The 16,842-nt window shown below is 44.9% G+C and carries 14 protein-coding genes; 3 read left to right on the top strand and 11 right to left on the bottom strand.

The features are described from left to right. Positions 1-136 precede the first annotated feature (136 nt). The 9 genes from PQG45_RS01775 to PQG45_RS01735 all read right to left on the bottom strand — a co-directional run bounded on the left by PQG45_RS01775 (position 137) and on the right by PQG45_RS01735 (position 12,175). Positions 137-634: a LutC/YkgG family protein gene (locus tag PQG45_RS01775; RefSeq protein ID WP_316070190.1), complete on the bottom strand. Its 498-nt coding sequence runs from the start codon at positions 632-634 to the stop codon at positions 137-139. Next, a complete protein-coding gene (locus PQG45_RS01770) occupies positions 631-1,974 on the bottom strand; it encodes a lactate utilization protein B (protein ID WP_316070189.1) in 1,344 nt (447 codons plus the stop codon). The genes PQG45_RS01775 and PQG45_RS01770 overlap by 4 nt, the downstream gene beginning before the upstream one ends. Then, complete coding sequence (locus tag PQG45_RS01765; protein ID WP_315575783.1) at positions 1,967-2,680, bottom strand: (Fe-S)-binding protein; 714 nt, start codon at positions 2,678-2,680, stop codon at positions 1,967-1,969. The genes PQG45_RS01770 and PQG45_RS01765 overlap by 8 nt, the downstream gene beginning before the upstream one ends. A 1-nt stretch (position 2,681) precedes the next feature. Beyond that, the gene (locus tag PQG45_RS01760) at positions 2,682-3,965 is read right to left on the bottom strand and encodes a carbohydrate kinase (RefSeq protein ID WP_315575784.1); all 1,284 of its coding nucleotides are present in this window, start codon (positions 3,963-3,965) and stop codon (positions 2,682-2,684) included. Between the two features lie 3 nt (positions 3,966-3,968). After that, on the bottom strand, positions 3,969-5,228 hold the full coding sequence (locus PQG45_RS01755; protein ID WP_315575786.1) for a TIM barrel protein: 1,260 nt from the start codon (positions 5,226-5,228) through the stop codon (positions 3,969-3,971). A gap of 5 nt (positions 5,229-5,233) precedes the next feature. After that, the gene (locus tag PQG45_RS01750; protein ID WP_315575788.1) at positions 5,234-7,312 is read right to left on the bottom strand and encodes a bifunctional aldolase/short-chain dehydrogenase; all 2,079 of its coding nucleotides are present in this window, start codon (positions 7,310-7,312) and stop codon (positions 5,234-5,236) included. Between the two features lie 53 nt (positions 7,313-7,365). Continuing rightward, positions 7,366-9,696, bottom strand: a complete 2,331-nt coding sequence (locus PQG45_RS01745) for an alpha-L-rhamnosidase-related protein (protein ID WP_315575790.1) — start codon at positions 9,694-9,696, stop codon at positions 7,366-7,368. An 88-nt stretch (positions 9,697-9,784) separates the two neighbouring features. Further along, entirely contained in the window at positions 9,785-11,107 is a 1,323-nt protein-coding gene (locus tag PQG45_RS01740) for an amidohydrolase (protein ID WP_315575792.1), read from the bottom strand. A gap of 144 nt (positions 11,108-11,251) precedes the next feature. Next, on the bottom strand, positions 11,252-12,175 hold the full coding sequence (locus PQG45_RS01735) for a sugar phosphate isomerase/epimerase family protein (protein ID WP_315575794.1): 924 nt from the start codon (positions 12,173-12,175) through the stop codon (positions 11,252-11,254). 75 nt (positions 12,176-12,250) lie between these two features. Here PQG45_RS01735 and PQG45_RS01730 point away from each other — a divergent pair, with 75 nt between their 5' ends. Further along, positions 12,251-13,495 (top strand): replication-associated recombination protein A, encoded by a 1,245-nt coding sequence (locus tag PQG45_RS01730; protein ID WP_315575795.1) that lies wholly within the window; start codon positions 12,251-12,253, stop codon positions 13,493-13,495. Here PQG45_RS01730 and PQG45_RS01725 read toward each other — a convergent pair. Together PQG45_RS01725 and moaC are read right to left on the bottom strand one after the other, a co-directional pair. Next, entirely contained in the window at positions 13,470-14,123 is a 654-nt protein-coding gene (locus tag PQG45_RS01725) for a thiamine diphosphokinase (protein WP_316070188.1), read from the bottom strand. The genes PQG45_RS01730 and PQG45_RS01725 overlap by 26 nt on opposite strands. 1 nt (position 14,124) lies before the next feature. Then, positions 14,125-14,598 (bottom strand): cyclic pyranopterin monophosphate synthase MoaC, encoded by a 474-nt coding sequence (gene moaC / locus PQG45_RS01720; protein ID WP_315575799.1) that lies wholly within the window; start codon positions 14,596-14,598, stop codon positions 14,125-14,127. 83 nt (positions 14,599-14,681) lie between these two features. Here moaC and PQG45_RS01715 point away from each other — a divergent pair, with 83 nt between their 5' ends. Together PQG45_RS01715 and PQG45_RS01710 are read left to right on the top strand one after the other, a co-directional pair. Continuing rightward, positions 14,682-15,818 (top strand): molybdopterin molybdotransferase MoeA, encoded by a 1,137-nt coding sequence (locus tag PQG45_RS01715; protein ID WP_315575801.1) that lies wholly within the window; start codon positions 14,682-14,684, stop codon positions 15,816-15,818. Between the two features lie 6 nt (positions 15,819-15,824). After that, positions 15,825-16,841, top strand: coding sequence for a dipeptide epimerase (locus PQG45_RS01710; protein WP_316070187.1), 1,017 nt, complete (start codon positions 15,825-15,827; stop codon positions 16,839-16,841). Position 16,842: the final 1 nt, after the last annotated feature.

The raw sequence follows: 16,842 nt of genomic DNA, 5'->3' as shown, positions 1-16,842 counted from the left end.
ACCACCCTCAAAGTACTGCAAAACAAGCCAAAATATCAGCTTTCCATGAAAATAATCAAGTTCCTGAATGAATAAACGGGTATCTTTCGCTTCGAAAAAGTTGACGCTGACGGGGAGTCTACGACCCCGGCAGCGATCAACTTCTGATCACGACAGTTAAACTCCGAGCGCCATGCGCACCAATCACGAGCGATTGCTCAATATCTGCGGTCTTCGATGGACCGGCTAAAAACAAACCAAAACTCGAGCTCGGCTTTTTTAATTCCTCGTATGCGGCATGCATGTTCGGAACGATTTTAGAAACATGAATGACTAAATGTTGGCAGATGAACGGCGCCACCCGATGAGGTAAGGCTTCTTCGGTTAACCAAATCGCCCCATTCTCCGCAACCCCAAACGCACCATCAATCTCCAGGACCTCTATCTCCGCTAAACTCAAACCATCCAAGGTCGAGTCATAGCGTCGCCGACCCGGAAAAATATTTTCTAATTCTTCTTGTGAAACAACATGGGCTCCCACAACTTCTAAGGAAGCCCTGAAATCAAAGTCCTCCGAAGCTCCCTGAAAAACTCCTGGATGTTTGACCGTGTCTTGTGAACCGATTTTACCTAATATTTGATCTCTTGCGCTCATCGTTTTTTATACCATGCTTGAAAACTCTCCTTGGGTGCCACCGGCATTTCCCTCTGTTTGTACCAAGGATTTAAACGCGTATTTAAGATGGGTGCAAATCTTCGCATCAGTGCCCCTCCTACCCTGTAAACTGCCGGATGAGCTAATACGAAGGCCATCAATTTCATACCAATCGATTTGCTAACTGGTGCTAATCCAGCTGCCATCAAGTCTTGGCGCCAAAACCACAATTGCTCATGGATATTGATCTTCACCGGACATACATTGGAACATGAACCGCATAGTGTGCTCGCAAAAGGCAAATCAGCATTTGCTTTTTTATCAATATTGGGCGCCAAAATAGAGCCAATAGGACCCGCAACTGGCTGGTGATAGCTATGTCCCCCGCTTCTACGGTAAACCGGACAAGTATTGAAACAAGCCGCACAGCGAATGCATTTCAAGGAATTCTTGTATTTCGGATCGGCGAGTTGACGCGTCCGACCGTTGTCCAACAAAACAATATGCATTTCCTGACCTTCGCGTGGTTGATGGAAATGCGACGAATACGTCGTGATTAATTGCCCGGTAGCACTTCTAGCAAGCAATCGTAGAAACACAGCTAAATCTTCCCGTTTAGGAATAATTTTTTCGATGCCCATGCAGGCGATATGAACTTTGGCCAAATGAGCCCCCATATCCGCGTTACCTTCGTTCGTACAAACCACAAATTCGCCCGTTTCTGCGATAGCAAAATTGACACCCGTGATGGCAACTTCTGAAGCCAGAAAATGACCACGAAGATGTTGGCGGGCCGCCTCCGTTAAAAATTGTGGATCTTTATTTCCTTTGGGCGTTCCTAAATGTTGATGAAAGGTCTCCCCCACATCCTCCTTTTTCAAGTGAATCGCGGGCAAAACAATGTGACTCGGCGCTTCGTGGCGGAATTGGACAATGCGTTCACCCAAATCGGTATCTACCACTTCGATACCTTTATTTGCCAAATAATCGTTCAGATGACATTCCTCCGTCAACATGGATTTACTCTTCACCAAGATTTTAGCACCTTGATCGGCAATTATCTGGTGAACGATCGCGTTGTGTTCCGCAGCATCTGCAGCCCAATGCACTTTAATGCCATTCGCTTGCGCTCTGGCCTCAAAGGCTTGCAAATAACTGCCTAAATTCGCTAAGGTATGGTCCTTGATTTGTGAGGCATGTTCCCGTAACGCTTCCCATTCGGGTAAAACCTTAGACGCCTTATCCCGCTTCTCACGGACAAACCACAAGGTCTCATCATGCCAGTCGGTTCGCTCAGCATCCGCAATAAATTTCTCCGAAGCCTCCGCGTGATTACCCATGATTCAATATTTCGACAATGTGTTTTACCTGAACCTTTGAACCTTGTCGGCGCAATATCCCCTCCATGTGCATCAAGCACGAAGTATCCGCCCCCACAATATATTCTACTGCATTCGCATCGTGTTCTTTGATGCGATCCTGTCCCATTTTCACGGAAACGGCTTCTTCTGTTACGCAGAAGGTTCCACCAAAACCGCAGCATTCATCTGCACGTTCTGGCTTTGAAATTTGAATACCATCCACCAGACTTAATAAATCTTCTAATTTTGAGAAGGGCTTTTCATTTCGCTCCGACATCGAGCTTAAACGCAAACCACGTTGGCCGTGGCAACTTTGGTGCAATCCGACTCGATGTGGGAATTTCGCTGATAAAGACGTGATTCGAAGCACGTCCGTCAAAAACTCGCAAATCTCAAACACCGAATTCCGTATTTTCTCTGAAGGATGATGTTCCTTCAGGTGCAACACGCAAGAACCGGATGGCCCCACGATGTAATCAAAACCGGCAAAATTGTTAGTAAAATTAGTATCACAACCCTCAGTAGACGAGGCAAAACCGGAATTGGCCATCGGTTGGCCACAACAGGTTTGGTCTGTAGGTACGATGACTTCGCAACCCAGCTTCTCCAACAATTCCAAACTCGCCACCGCAACCTGCGGATAGAATTGGTCAATGTAACATGGAACAAACAGGGCAACGCGCATCCTAATATCGTTTCAATTGAATTAAATTCTTAGGGATTTCTCCCTTGTAAACCATCAAAGCAGCACCTAAAGCACTTGCTTGTGCCACTTCTGCGGCATAAACTTCTAGTTTGGGAAAGGCATGTGCCAACAAGCGCATGTACCATTCGTTTTTACTAAAACCGCCATCGACAAGCAATTGTTTGACCGATGCATCTTTCAACAATAGGTTCAAACTAAAGATTTGTTGGCCTACCAAATCTACCATGAATTGATCATACGCCGAAGCCAAATCTGTAAAATCATCTAAATTTCGCGAAGCGAAGGAACATTCGAAAACGGAAGATGCTTTCGGTTTTAATACATACACCTCGTCTGAAAATTTCAAATCCTTGTACGATCCCCCAAAATGCTGCTCTAACCGAGCCACCTGCTCCTCATGAAAATGTCCTCCAAACAAGCGAGATGCTTTGACCGACTTTCCGTTTGGCTGTAAATAACACAAGACGTCATTCGCCAATTCGTTAGAAGTCAAGGGCGAATCATTGAACGGATGCATCGCAATGCACCAAGTACCGGTTGATAAAAGCACAAAATCCTCCGAAATACTCCGTAAATAAGGAACCAAAGCAGCCGAGGAATCATGTAATCCTAAACCGTAATGGATGCCATCAATTTCCTCAAAAGCGACAGAAGAAATGGGTGCCAAACGATCTTCGATGGTTGAAACCCAATGATGATATTGACCTAAATCAAAATCCCAAAGCGCCGTATGGCAACCGATGGATGTGATTTCTGAAAGAAACCGCCCTGTGAAAAGCGAAGCTAAGTAATTAGGTAAATGCAAGGCTTGAAACACTTCCGGCCAAAAAAGCTTATAAGTCGCAGCATACACCTGCAAACCCGAATTTAAATTGCCCAAGATAGGCGATGCCGTCCTACGAGCAAATTCCGACTCACCGCCAAAATCCGCATAGGGAAATGGCACTGTAGCAGGTTTCAAATAATTATACAAAGGCGCCACAGGTTCTCCCATCCGATCGACATAAACAAACGACGCGCCATAGGCCGAGAAATTCAAACCGATCAATTCGAATTCAGGCATTTGGCAAATCTCCGTAAAAGTCGAAACAATCCACTGCTGCAGCGCTGCCAAATCTTCGCAAGCGAAGCCGTCCTCATCTACAATCTCTGCAAAATGCTGTTGTTTCTCAAACACAATCTGAAACGAAGTATCCCACAGAAACACCTTTTTATTGGTCTTTCCGATATCAAATACCGCGATGACAGGTGTTTTAACGCTCATATTTTACAATCCTGTCGCGACCGTTTTCGCACCACGTGCTTTGATTAATTGATCACGCAATTTCTCTTGACGGAACAAGGCGATCGGATCCAAAGCTCCACCTAATTCCAAACGTGCTTGAGCAACTAGTGCGCGCACATCCGTACGGAACACAGCTTGTAAAATTTCTTGGCAACGCACCACATCGTTCGCTTCACGAGCCGCCTCTAAAGCTTTTCGGTCCACTAATAGCGCTTGTGCATAAGCAATCTGAATCGCTTCCACGGATTGCAATAAATCTTCTAAGGGATCTTTGACATTGTGTGAAGCATCGATCATCCAACCTAAATCTTTCGCATGATTCATTCCTTTGGCATCCATTCCGTCTACCAATTCATTGAAGATTAAGAACAACTGATAGGGTTTGATCGAACCTGCCGTCAAATCATCATCGCCATATTTCGAATCATTGAAATGGAAACCACCCAATTTACCTTCCATCAATAAGATCGATACGATTTGCTCGATGTTGGCATTGGGTAAATGGTGACCTAAGTCGACCAAAGTCTTCGCTTGCGGACCTAGTTTATTTACCATCGAATACGACGCACCCCAGTCACCCACGGTCGTCGAATAGAAGTTCGGCTCATAGGCTTTGTATTCCAAATACAAAGACCAGTCGGCAGGTAGCGCCGCATAAATCTCACGCAAACTATCCACCGTGCGTTCATAGGCATGACGGAAGTTCAACTGACCTGGAAAACAAGAACCATCAGATAACCAAACAGTTAAAGCTTTGGAACCGAGTTCAACGCCGTGTTTAATCACCTCAATGTTGTGAACAATCGCTTGTTTCCGAGTTGCCGCAGAAACGTGTTGCAAAGACCCAAACTTATAGGAATGCGCTTGATCAGCTTGATCTTGAAAGGTATTTGAGTTCACCGCATCGAACGCTAAACCGTGTTGGGCTGCGAGCGTACGAATCGCCGCAGGATCCGTAGGGATATCCCAAGGAATGTGCAGCGAAATCGCACCCGATGACTGATTTAAAGCATGCAACAAACCCACATCCGCGATTTTTTCCTCCAAATTACGCGGTTCGCCTCCGCCGGAAAAGCGGCCAAAACGGGTTCCTCCCGTGCCTAAAGCCCAAGAAGGAATCGCGATTTGAAAATCCTTTAATTTCTGTAAAATGCCAGCTGGCAAGTTCACCTCGGATTTCAAGAAATCCAGTCTGCGGGTATGTTGGGCTAATAATGCCTCGTTATGATTCGAAATATTCATGGTTCTTATCTTAAAAATCCAGCGGCTACACCACCATCTACGTTTAGCGCATTTCCCGTCGACTTATTCAATAAGCCTCCCACGAATGCAAAACATGCATTGGCAATATCATCTGGCAAAATAGATTCATTTAATAGGGTACGTTTCGCGTAATAGGCTGGCAATTCAGCCACGGTGATGCCATAGGCTTTGGCGCGACCTTCGGCCCAACCGCCTGCCCAAATATTCGAATCCGCGATGACCGCATCTGGATTCACCGTATTCACACGGATATGATCCGGTCCTAATTCAGCGGCTAATAAACGTGTCATGTGCGCCTGCGCTGCTTTCGCACTGCCGTAACCGACGTTATTCGGTCCCGCAACAAAAGCATTTTTAGACACGATATTCACGATGTCGCCACCTAAACCCTGCTTGCGCATCACGGCAATCGCCGCCTGCGAAACCAAGTATTGACCTTTCACTAAAATATCATATAATTTATCCCAATCTGCTTGGGTATGCTCCAAAATCCCTTTTGAAATAGAAATCCCCGCATTATTTACGATCAAATCCACCCCACCAAAATCCAAGCAAGTCTGCTTCATCGCTGCCTCAATCGATTCCTGATTGGTCACATCGGCAATGACTGTCGAAACAACATCTTTCCCGAATAAGCCAATAAACTCCGCTTTCGCCTCCGCTAAACGATCCGCGTTCACATCATTTAAAATCACGCAGGCGCCTTCTTGCGCCATCTTTTTAGCAATTGCCTTTCCGATTCCCCCACCGGATCCAGTCACAAATGCGACACGGCCAGATAAGGCTTTTGGTTTTGGCATGCGTTGGAGTTTTGCTTCTTCCAACAACCAATATTCGATATCAAAAGCCTCCTGACGAGGTAATGAAGTATAAGATGAAATCGCCTCCGCGCCACGCATCACGTTGATGGCATTCGTATAAAATTCGGCGGCAACGCGGGCAGTTTGTTTGTCTTTGGCAAAGGTAAACATACCCACACCCGGGTATAAAATAACAACCGGATTCGGGTCACGCATCGCGGGGGAATTCGCGTGTTTGCAAGAATCGTAATACGATCCGTACATGATGCGGTAATCTTCGAACAAAGGAGTCAATGCCTCCACGGAAACATCCGACCCCAAGACCAAAGGCGAAATTTTCGTCCGCAAGAAGTGATCCGGACAAGAAGTTCCTAAAGGTGCCAAACGATCTAAATCATTCGAATTAATGAATTGCAACACGCGTTCATCGTCGGAGAAGTGTCCCACCATTTGAACGTGCGACGAACAGAATCCGCGAAGAACAGGTGCTAAGGCAGCTGCCTTTGCAGCTCTTTCTTCTGCAGAAAACGAAGACATCCGAGCACCGCCAAAAACGGTTGCCGTTTTCGATTCAATGTAATCCGCACATTTTTCAATGACCTCTAACGTATTCACGTAGCATTCGTACGAGGTATCTCCCCAAGTAAACAAGCCGTGTGAACCTAACATGATGCCGCGCAATTGCACACCGCGTGAAGCTGCTTCGTCTAAACAGGCTTTTAATTGTAAGCCCAAATCGAAGCCTGGACGTTGCCAACCTACCCAGCCAATTAATCCGCCGAAAAGCTCTTTCGTAATTTGCTCCCCATCTTTCGACGCAGCAATCGCAATGGCGGCATCGGGATGCAAATGATCAATGTGTTTGAAAGGCAAGAATCCGTGCAGAGGTGTATCGATCGAAGGCGCTTTGGATGACAAATCAAAAATGCAATGATTGAACAATTCCACCATCTCATCTTCGTGTTCCAAACCGCGGTAGACATTTGTCAACGAACGTAAACGATCCACGTACAAGGCCGCGCAGCCCGACTTCTTCAATGTCCCGATATCACCACCGGAACCTTTGATCCACATCACTTCGGTTTCTGTACCTGTCAACGGGTCTTTGTCCTGCAATTTGACTGAGGTATTTCCTCCGCCATAATTCGTGATGCGTAAATCCGCACCTAAGATGTTGGAACGGTAGATAAATAAGTCAACTTCATTCCCTGCGAGTGCAGCCGCTTTGGCATCATCCCAGAGATAAGATACGTGTTTGTACATGGTAATTATTTTTTCTTAAAACTACATAGGCAAAAGCGGCCAACCGTCCTATCCTACCTAGGGATAGTCAAATTATTTTTACCCGCTTTCAAAGGGTATTTCTTTCCTTGCCAAACAAAGCTACCATTCACCGTTCCCGGCAATGTAATCGAAGCGCTACCAGGTTTATAACTTACTTGAATTTCACCCTGCGGATGCGGAACAACCCCATCTACCTCTTTCAGCTCGCCTAAATGTGGTTCGATTTTGACTTTGGCAAATGCTGGTGCATCAGAATCAACCCCTAAGACAATTCGAAAAAATTCGATGTTCGGACTTGAACCCCAGGCATGGCAATCGGAGCGCGAAGTAGAAATGTCGGAAGTCTCCGCCCAAGTCGTCAAGCCCATGTCGATGTTTTCTTTCCATTTATCAAGCCAGCTTACGTAGTCATTTCCTTTGCCCGCTTTGGTTAATGCCAAATGAAGGTAGTATTTAAAGTAGATTGACGCGGGCGCTAAATCCTTGTCAGTCAGCAACTTGCTTGACACCCCGCCAGCGTCAAAACCGGCCAAAATGGCAAGGGAATTTGCGTGTTGGGAAAATTTATCATGTACTTCCGTGTCGGCAAATAAACCTCTACCAGCATCCCAATACAAGGACTTCAAAACAGGTTTCATCGATTTCACTTTTGCTTCATAGCGCGCCGCCATATCCGCATATCCGAAGTAGCGTTCAATCTCTGCTGCATTTTGCAAGATCCACATGTACTGAAAATCAATCACCGCCGAGCGACCCGAAGGACTCACGGGAGCAATTCCCCGTGGCCACGCATTCACCCAGTCCGAAAATGTCCAATAAGGTATATTTTGCAATGTCCCATCTGCTCCTTCGAAACGGGCAAAATAATCCAAGATGCCGCGCATGCCGGCCAATTTGTTTTTCAAGAATGAAGGATCTTTTCCATATCGCAAATAGTCATGCAACATCCCGATGTACCATAAAGAGAACGTCGGAATTTGTTGGTGCAAATCGGTCGGATAGCGACTCAGCGTTATTCCTTCCGCAATTCTCGAATGATCCATGTGGTCCAAAGCCTGTCGAACCAAACGCTCATCACCCGCATAATACATACTTACGAGTGCTTGAATCCGTGCATCACCGATGTACTGCAATTGTTCGTAATAGGGACAATCCATGTAGGTTTCCATCGCACACAAACGCGCCGTGCGGAAACCCACATCAAGTAATTGCGGAATTAACGGGTTATCTGACTTTAAAGACGCTTTGGCTTGCAAAGGAAAACCTGTAAATACACTTTTGAAATCTTGTAAGGTCAAAGCCTCCGCCTCGGTCTTTACTGTCAAACGCACATAACGAAAAGTACGATAGGTCATCGATTCAAAAGTATGGGAAGCACCATCGGCGATGAGGCTGTCCTTGCGGCCCAACCAGTATTTATTTTCGATATCGTTTCGATTGCCTTTGTGATTACTATTTTTTGTGGTTGTGCTTAATGCCTTTTTCTCATATAGCCCCTCTGCATAAGTAATACCTATTTTGGCATCTTTCCCTCCGCTAAAGGTCAATTGGGGATATGCGTTTGTCAACACTCCTTGGTCGATCCAGAGATCCACCGAAGAATTTGCAGGAATCGTCATTGCCTTCCCGTGAATCAAGTCCCCCTCCCCTTTTCGAATGGAAGCAAATCGTTGTGATGTTAGTTCCATGGAAGGAATAGCAGACGGATACAACATCCAGCCTTTCGCATCAATAGACGCCCCTTTCGTTAAACCAGGACCTAGTGATTTTGCGGAGATGAAAGGAGACCAACCTTTGGCATATTCTTGTAATTCTCCTGCACCGGCCACATAATAACCGGGAACGCGAACGGCTAACGGACTGACACCCGCATTTTTGGCAACCGTCCAATCCATATTGGTATTGAAAATAGCCTGTGCAGCATCATCTGCTTGTAAGATAAAACCTGTGGCATACGAAATTTGGGCTTCTGATTTTCCTTTCCCCTCATTCCAAACCAAGGCTTCTATGGTATTCCCCCCCGCGTTTAAATAAGGTGCAATGTCCAAGGTTTCAAAGTTCCAGAAATACAAATCCCCTCGTGCCGGACCCGCAGAAACCCAAGTGCCATTAATGTATAATTTGTAGCGATTATCACCGGAAACGTGAATGAGACATTTGCTTGGTTTTTCCGCTAGATTAACTTTCTTCTGAAATTTAAAAACGCCATAATCCTTTAAACCGGTCAAGGAATAAACATGATTTGGATTTTCTGCATAAGTAATCCAAGAGGCCTTCCAAGGTTTATTCCAAAGTTCGGGTTTAAGATTTTGGGCATAGGCCAAAGGGCCTGCCAGGAGCAAGAATAGAATGAGTTTTTTCATAGGTTTACCTTTTACATAATAAACCCCAGGCTTAAGCCCGGGGTTAACAAATTTTAATAACCCCAGGTTTTAACCTGGGGAGTATAGACTATTTCTTTTTCTTTGGTTGTGCCATATCCATGTAATCCACAACCAAACTACTCAAAGCTTTCACACCCACTTGGAAATGGCCTTCATCTAAATGAAAATCTGGTGTATGGTGACCCGCAACTTCATCAGCTTTTTTGTTATCTGGACGAGCTCCTAGGAAAAAGAAGAATCCAGGAATTTTTTGTTGGAAGAACGAAAAATCCTCCGCACCTGTATGGGCTGCGATAGTACGAACACGATCTTTACCATTCACCCCTTGTAGCGTTGGCAACATTTTTTCGACCAATTGCGGATTATTATAGGTTACGGGATAACCTGTACCAATTGTTACTTCGGCTTTTCCACCACCGCTTTCGGCAATGTTTGTTGCAATTTCTTTGATTCGTTGGTGAACCATTTGACGCTGTTCAACCCCAAACGTACGAATCGTCCCAATCATGTGAGAAGACTCCGGAATGATATTTTGACGGATACCACTGTGAATGGCTCCCACGGTTACGATGGCAGGATCCTCCGTAATGTTCACGGAACGAGAAACAATGGTTTGTAATCCCATCACGATTTGAGACGAGATGACAATCGGATCAATTCCCGTCCAGGGACTCGCGCCATGCGCTTGTTTTCCTTTGACTTTGATATCCAATTGGTCTACTGCCGCCATGGTTGCGCCTGGTTTATATTCCAATACACCATTATCCGAACCTGCGGCAATATGCAATCCAAAAATCACATCAACTTTAGGGTTTTCTAGCACACCTTCTTTAACCATTAATTCGGCACCAGAAAGGATCATTTCCCCTTTGTCATTGTAAACACCCTCTTCAGCGGGTTGGAAAATAAATTTCACCGTACCTGCCAAATTTGCTTTCTCAGAAGCTAAAATCTCAGCTACAGCCATCAAAATTGCCACATGTGAATCGTGTCCACAGGCATGCATAACACCCGTTTTTTGGCCATTGAATTCGGCTGTCACTTGGGATTTAAATGGCAAACTCCCTCGTTCTGTTACCGGCAAACCATCCATGTCGGCGCGTAATGCGACAACGGGTCCTGGCTTTCCGCCTTTCAATACACCCACAACACCTGTATACCCTACTTTCTCCTGCACTTCGATGCCCAACGAACGTAAGTGCGCTGCAACAATTCCTGCCGTCCGCACCTCTTGGTTTCCTAATTCAGGATGCTCGTGGAAATCGCGACGCCAAGTAATGACCTTGTCTTTCAAGGCATCCGCTTTTTGTGCGATAACAGGTTTTAAAGATGATTGCGCTGACGCAAAAAATGGCGCTGCGAGTAGGGCGATGAAGGTTAGTTTTTTCATTTGTAATCTTTCTTTTTTTAAAGTCCCCAGGCTAAAGCCTGGGGTTATAAATTTCACTAAAGTTCCTAAGCTAATGCCTGAGGATAAAACTATTTGTAACCTCAGGCTTCAGCCTGAGGACTTGGATAAACACCCAAAACCCATCTATTTATACCCCCAACCTCGCATAATGGCAATATTCTCCTTCATGCACTCAAGTGGTTGTAATCCTTGGTAAGCTTCTTGTTCGATTATAAAATGCTTCGTTCCTCCTTCTTTATCTCCTAATTTCACCAAAGCTTGCACATCGATTTGACCTGAACCTTTTCCTAAGACAGTTGATTCAAAATGCTCATGACCCGATTTGGCTGGCACCTCATCCTTCACGTGCATCGAAACAAAACGACCTGGGAATTTCTTCATAACTTCGGCAGGCACACCCCCACCATTGATCATATTACCTATGTCTAATTGCTGGGCTACGAGTTTAGGATCCGTGTTATTCAACATGATATCATATAATAACTCACCTTCCAACTTCTCTGAAAATTCGAAGTCGTGGTTATGATATCCGAAACGCATGCCCGACTTATTACATAATTCACCAGACTTGTTAAAGATCTCCATGTATTTCAACAAGAGATTTTTATCCTTGCGAATACCCATATCGATTGAAGGACTGATAACGAGCTCTTGACCCATGATAGCTGCATCTTCTACCGTATATTTCCATAAATCAGTAAAATCATTTTTGGCATCATCCCAGTGAGCCTTGCCCATAACCGTGTGACCAGAAGGCATTTTCATTCCTAAGTCATCGAGGCGCTTGCGGAATTCTTTGGCTTCCCAACCGTAAAATTTACGGTTCATGTAATTCGCATGTTCCACATATTTATAGCCCATTTCGGCTAAGGCATTCAAAGTTCCCTGTGGATCCTTGCGCATATCGTCGCGCACGGAATACAACTGAACCCCAACTAATTTTTTGTATTTAACTGCCGCCAGACCCTGCAATGCAGGTGAGGCAAAGGCCAATGCGCCAAGCCCAAAGGCTGAATTGCGCAAAAAGGAACGACGTGATGAATTCATATTTTAATAGGTTTATTTAGTTCTCCAAGCTACTAATTCTATTTCTATTTTACAAAATTCCCGTAACTTCGAAGGATGATGCAACCACTCGCAGAACGCATGCGCCCCACTTCCTTAGAAGACTACATTGGCCAAGAAAAGGTCATTGGAGCTCATGCGCCCTTACGTAAAGCGATTGATGCAGGTCATCTTCCCTCTTGCATTCTGTGGGGGCCTCCCGGGGTAGGCAAAACAACCTTAGCTACCTTACTCGCTGGAGCATTAAAAAGAACCATTTACACGCTCTCTGCCGTGCAATCTGGCGTGAAAGAAGTTCGGGAGACACTCGAATTAGCGAAGAAAAATCGCATGTTCGAGGCACAATCACCCATCTTGTTTATTGATGAAATTCACCGTTTTTCTAAGTCTCAGCAAGATTCCTTGTTGAACGCCGTTGAAAAAGGAATCGTAACCTTAGTTGGCGCCACGACCGAAAACCCTTCATTTGAAGTTATTTCAGCCCTTTTATCGCGTTGCCAAGTGTATGTGTTAGAGGCATTGAATGATGTGCATTTACGCCAACTGATCGACAAGGCAATTAGCACGGATAAATTATTCGCCAATAAAAAAATCACGTTAACGGAAACCGACGCGCTATTTCATTTTTCGGGCGGCGATGGAAGAAAACTGCTGAATCTTTTCGAATTGCTCATCACCACGGAAGGTGCGAACGAAATTGAGTTAACGAACGCCCTCGTAACGGAACGTCTTCAAAAAAACTTAGCGCAATACGACAAGGACGGCGAACAACATTATGACATCATTTCTGCCTTCATCAAATCGATTCGTGGTTCAGATCCCGATGCGGCGGTATATTGGTTGGCAAGAATGTTGGCCGGTGGTGAATCCCTCGAATTTATCGGTCGGCGCTTATTGATATTAGCCTCCGAAGACATTGGTTTGGCAAATCCAAACGCGCTCCTGTTAGCTCAATCCTGTTTCGATTCCATCCGCGTGATCGGTAACCCAGAATCGCGCATCATCTTATCGCAGACTGTCATTTATTTGGCAACATCGCCTAAGAGTAATTCGGCCTACAACGCCATCAACAAAGCCATGGCTTACGTGGAGCAAACTGGTAATTTACCGGTGCCCTTGCATTTACGCAATGCACCTACACGTTTAATGAAAGATTTGAATTACGGGGCCGATTATAAATACCCACATGATTTTCCGGGCAATTGGGTCGAGCAGAATTACTTCCCAGAAGTACCGTCGCGTCCGGTGTTTTACAAACCGTCGGAGCAGGACAAAATTAATCGTGGCACTCCATCAAAATAAGCGCTCCACGTTCGTAGGAAATTTTAACAATCCCATCTTCTCGAACTTCATTGCTTGAACTTGTCTGTGTACCCAATTTCAAAACGGGATGATTTAAGTCGTAGGTAAGACCCGAAGATTTAACATCAAAGGCCTCTCCATAGGGCATGAGCGAAATAGGTGTTTTCGCTGGATACCATTTCTCAAACGTGGGAGGCAACAAAAACGACGTTGAATAATCATCGAAGAACACAATTTTCAATTTCCGACCATAGCGTACCAGCGAATGAAAATTATTCAAGGTGTGGTCCATGCGTTTCCCGGACGCCCAAATCACATTCACAGCCGGATAACCCTCCTCCATTAAATATTCAAAGGCCTTCTCCAAATCCGTTAAATTTTGATCCGGCGTATGTACTTTTTTCAAGGGATAATTACTCAAATCTACGTTATTCGAATGATCAAAATCCCCCAACCACACATCCACTTTGATACCCAAGGAAATCACGCGTTCTAGCGCTCCATCTAACACAATCACAGTAGGTGACCACTCGAGCAATTGATCCAAAATATCCATCGAACACGCCTCCCCGTTCGCGATTATCAGCGCAGGTTCTTGCTTGTCTCGAATGATGTGATGTGATGACATATTAGGCTTTGAAATCCGATTTACCCCCTGATTTTGAGATCAATTTGGTTTCTTTGATCACGATGCCTTTGGAAACCGATTTACACATATCGTAAACGGTTAATGCCGCAACAGAGGCGCCCACCAAGGCTTCCATTTCAACGCCTGTTTTGGCTTCAAGCCGACAAATACATGTAATAATGATTTGATCTGCCTGAACTTCCGTTTCAAATTTACAGGAATCCAATCCCAAGGGATGGCAGAGCGGAATCAAATCTGAGGTTTTTTTCGCCGCCATGGTTCCAGCGATAATTGCCGTTTGAAGGATGCTACCTTTCTTATTTTGCCAACCAGCCGCTTCGAAATGTTGAACAATTTCCGCACCTAAAAACACAATAGACTGCGCTTTTGCTTCGCGCACCGTTTCGTTTTTTGAGCTGACATCCACCATGCCGGGGGTGCCATCGGATTGCAAGTGAGAAAAATCGATAGCCATAGCTGATTTGAAATTTAGAAGACAAAAATACAGGAGAATTAGCAAAAAATAGCGAAATTTAACAAATACGTAAAACAACAAACATGATCAGTCCTATTGAAGCCATTGCACTCTTAAAAAATATCACCATTCCTTTCCGGACTGAAAAATTACCCCTAGCTAAAACTTTGGGCATGAATTTGGCTGAAAAAATAGTTGCCGACCGTGATTTTCCTCCTTTCGACCGTGTCATGATGGATGGAATTGCAGTGAAAGACATTACAGCGCCTACCTGGAAAATCGAAGGCATTTTATATGCGGGAGAGCCGGTGAAAGCGATTAAAAAAATCGATGGTGCCATGGAAATCATGACGGGTGCGACGGCTCCCAAAGGGACTGAAGCCATCATCAAAATAGAAGATCTAAGCATCGAGAAAAAAATCGCCACCTACATTGGGAAAACACCTTTGGCAAAAGGTCAATTTATTCATACGCAAGGAATGGATGCCCAAGAAGGTAACATCTTAGTCAAAAAACGCACAAAAATCGGACCCGTGGAAATTGCCATTGCAGCAACCGTGGGTAAAGCGCATATCGAAGTTGAATCGAAACCGCACGTTCATATTTTCTCCACCGGCGATGAAATTGTAGGACTACACGAGACGCCAGCTGTTCATCAAATTCGTTCTTCGAATGTGATGATGATGAAATCCGTTTTACTGTCGAAGGGCTTCAAAGCGAACTCTAGTCACCTACCTGATTCCGCAGAAAAAATCAAAGCGAATATTGATAAAGTCTTAGAGTCAAATGACATCATTTTACTATCAGGAGGAGTTTCTGCTGGCAAAAAAGATTTAATTCCGGGTGTATTAACCGAAGCTGGATTCGTAACAGTCTTCCATAAAATTGCACAAAAACCGGGAAAACCGATGTTGGTGGCTACGCGCCCCGACGGCAAAGTTGTTTTCGCATTCCCTGGAAACCCGATTTCGACATTGACTTGCTTCTGGGTTTATTTCTTACCTTGGGTATCCGGAGATTTCCCCGAATATGCAGAAAAAGAAATCAAATTCTTACCGAAAGCATCAGCAGATTTAGACCAATGGATTCCCGTAGAAAACGGTGAAACTGTAGCCCATAACGGTTCCGGTGATTTAATCAATTGGTCAAAAGCAGATGGTTTAGTTTGGCAAAAAGCGGGTCAAAAAGAGACTAAACTACCCTTTATTCCACTCAAATAAGCATGTATGGAACTGAAGCTTCATCAATTCGATCTGCCGCTTAAGCACACCTTTACGATCACGCACGAATCGCGTGACGTTCAACCAACCCTCATTGTGGAGTTGAGTTGGCATGGCAAAAGCGGCTTCGGAGAAGCAACAGAGACCCCCTATTATGGCATCACCATGGAAAAAATGGTGGCGCAAGTGGAAAGCATACGGCATTTATTGCCAAATGACATTTTACCCCATCCCACCGATTTCTGGAAGATGTTATCCAAAACATTACTAGACGACCATCCCTTTGCTTTATGTGCGTTGGATGTGGCCTATTGGGACCTTTGGGGTAAAACGCATAACAAAGCCTTGTATGAAATCTGGGGATTAGATATTTCGAATAATCCGATAACCGACTACACGATTGGCATCGATACCGTGGAAACCATGGTTTCCAAAATGCGAGAAATGCCTTTTCCGCTGTATAAAATCAAGTTGGGCACCGACCAAGATTTAGAAATCGTTGAGGCCTTACGCAAGGAAACCGATGCTGTATTTCGCGTTGATGCGAATACCGCATGGACGCCTGAACAGACCATTTATTTCGCACCTGAATTAAAAAAATTAGGCGTGGAATTCATCGAACAACCTTTGAAAGCTGACAATTGGGAGGGCATGAAGCGCGTTTTCCAAGCATCTGAATTACCCATCATTGCGGATGAATCCTGTATTTTGGAAGAAGATGTAGCCAAATGTGCCGGCTATTTTCATGGAGTTAATATCAAATTAATGAAATGTGGGGGGCTTACGCCTGCCCTACGTATGATCCAACAAGCCAAAAGCCTGGGACTCAAAGTCATGGTGGGCTGCATGACCGAATCGACCATTGGCTGTTCGGCCATCGCGCAATTACTACCCTTATTGGATTTCGTTGACATGGATGGATGTTTGCTAGTCGATGATCAAATCGCGAAAGGAATCACCATCGATTACGGAAAAGTCTATTATGCCAAGGCCTCAGGAACCGGTGCCGAATTAATTCGCTAAG

The organism is Aquirufa regiilacus, assembly GCF_032470275.1.
Taxonomy (GTDB): Bacteria; Bacteroidota; Bacteroidia; order Cytophagales; family Spirosomataceae; genus Aquirufa; species Aquirufa regiilacus.
This window is presented reverse-complemented; position numbering and strand designations above follow the sequence as displayed.

What these genes read in the sequence shown, in the direction of transcription:
- PQG45_RS01775 (WP_316070190.1), bottom strand. Translation starts at nt 634, where the DNA reads ATGAGCGCAAGAGATCAAATATTAGGTAAAATCGGTTCACAAGACACG.
- PQG45_RS01770 (WP_316070189.1), bottom strand. Translation starts at nt 1,974, where the DNA reads ATGGGTAATCACGCGGAGGCTTCGGAGAAATTTATTGCGGATGCTGAG.
- PQG45_RS01765 (WP_315575783.1), bottom strand. Translation starts at nt 2,680, where the DNA reads ATGCGCGTTGCCCTGTTTGTTCCATGTTACATTGACCAATTCTATCCG.
- PQG45_RS01760 (WP_315575784.1), bottom strand. Translation starts at nt 3,965, where the DNA reads ATGAGCGTTAAAACACCTGTCATCGCGGTATTTGATATCGGAAAGACC.
- PQG45_RS01755 (WP_315575786.1), bottom strand. Translation starts at nt 5,228, where the DNA reads ATGAATATTTCGAATCATAACGAGGCATTATTAGCCCAACATACCCGC.
- PQG45_RS01750 (WP_315575788.1), bottom strand. Translation starts at nt 7,312, where the DNA reads ATGTACAAACACGTATCTTATCTCTGGGATGATGCCAAAGCGGCTGCA.
- PQG45_RS01745 (WP_315575790.1), bottom strand. Translation starts at nt 9,696, where the DNA reads ATGAAAAAACTCATTCTATTCTTGCTCCTGGCAGGCCCTTTGGCCTAT.
- PQG45_RS01740 (WP_315575792.1), bottom strand. Translation starts at nt 11,107, where the DNA reads ATGAAAAAACTAACCTTCATCGCCCTACTCGCAGCGCCATTTTTTGCG.
- PQG45_RS01735 (WP_315575794.1), bottom strand. Translation starts at nt 12,175, where the DNA reads ATGAATTCATCACGTCGTTCCTTTTTGCGCAATTCAGCCTTTGGGCTT.
- PQG45_RS01730 (WP_315575795.1), top strand. Translation starts at nt 12,251, where the DNA reads ATGATGCAACCACTCGCAGAACGCATGCGCCCCACTTCCTTAGAAGAC.
- PQG45_RS01725 (WP_316070188.1), bottom strand. Translation starts at nt 14,123, where the DNA reads ATGTCATCACATCACATCATTCGAGACAAGCAAGAACCTGCGCTGATA.
- moaC (WP_315575799.1), bottom strand. Translation starts at nt 14,598, where the DNA reads ATGGCTATCGATTTTTCTCACTTGCAATCCGATGGCACCCCCGGCATG.
- PQG45_RS01715 (WP_315575801.1), top strand. Translation starts at nt 14,682, where the DNA reads ATGATCAGTCCTATTGAAGCCATTGCACTCTTAAAAAATATCACCATT.
- PQG45_RS01710 (WP_316070187.1), top strand. Translation starts at nt 15,825, where the DNA reads ATGGAACTGAAGCTTCATCAATTCGATCTGCCGCTTAAGCACACCTTT.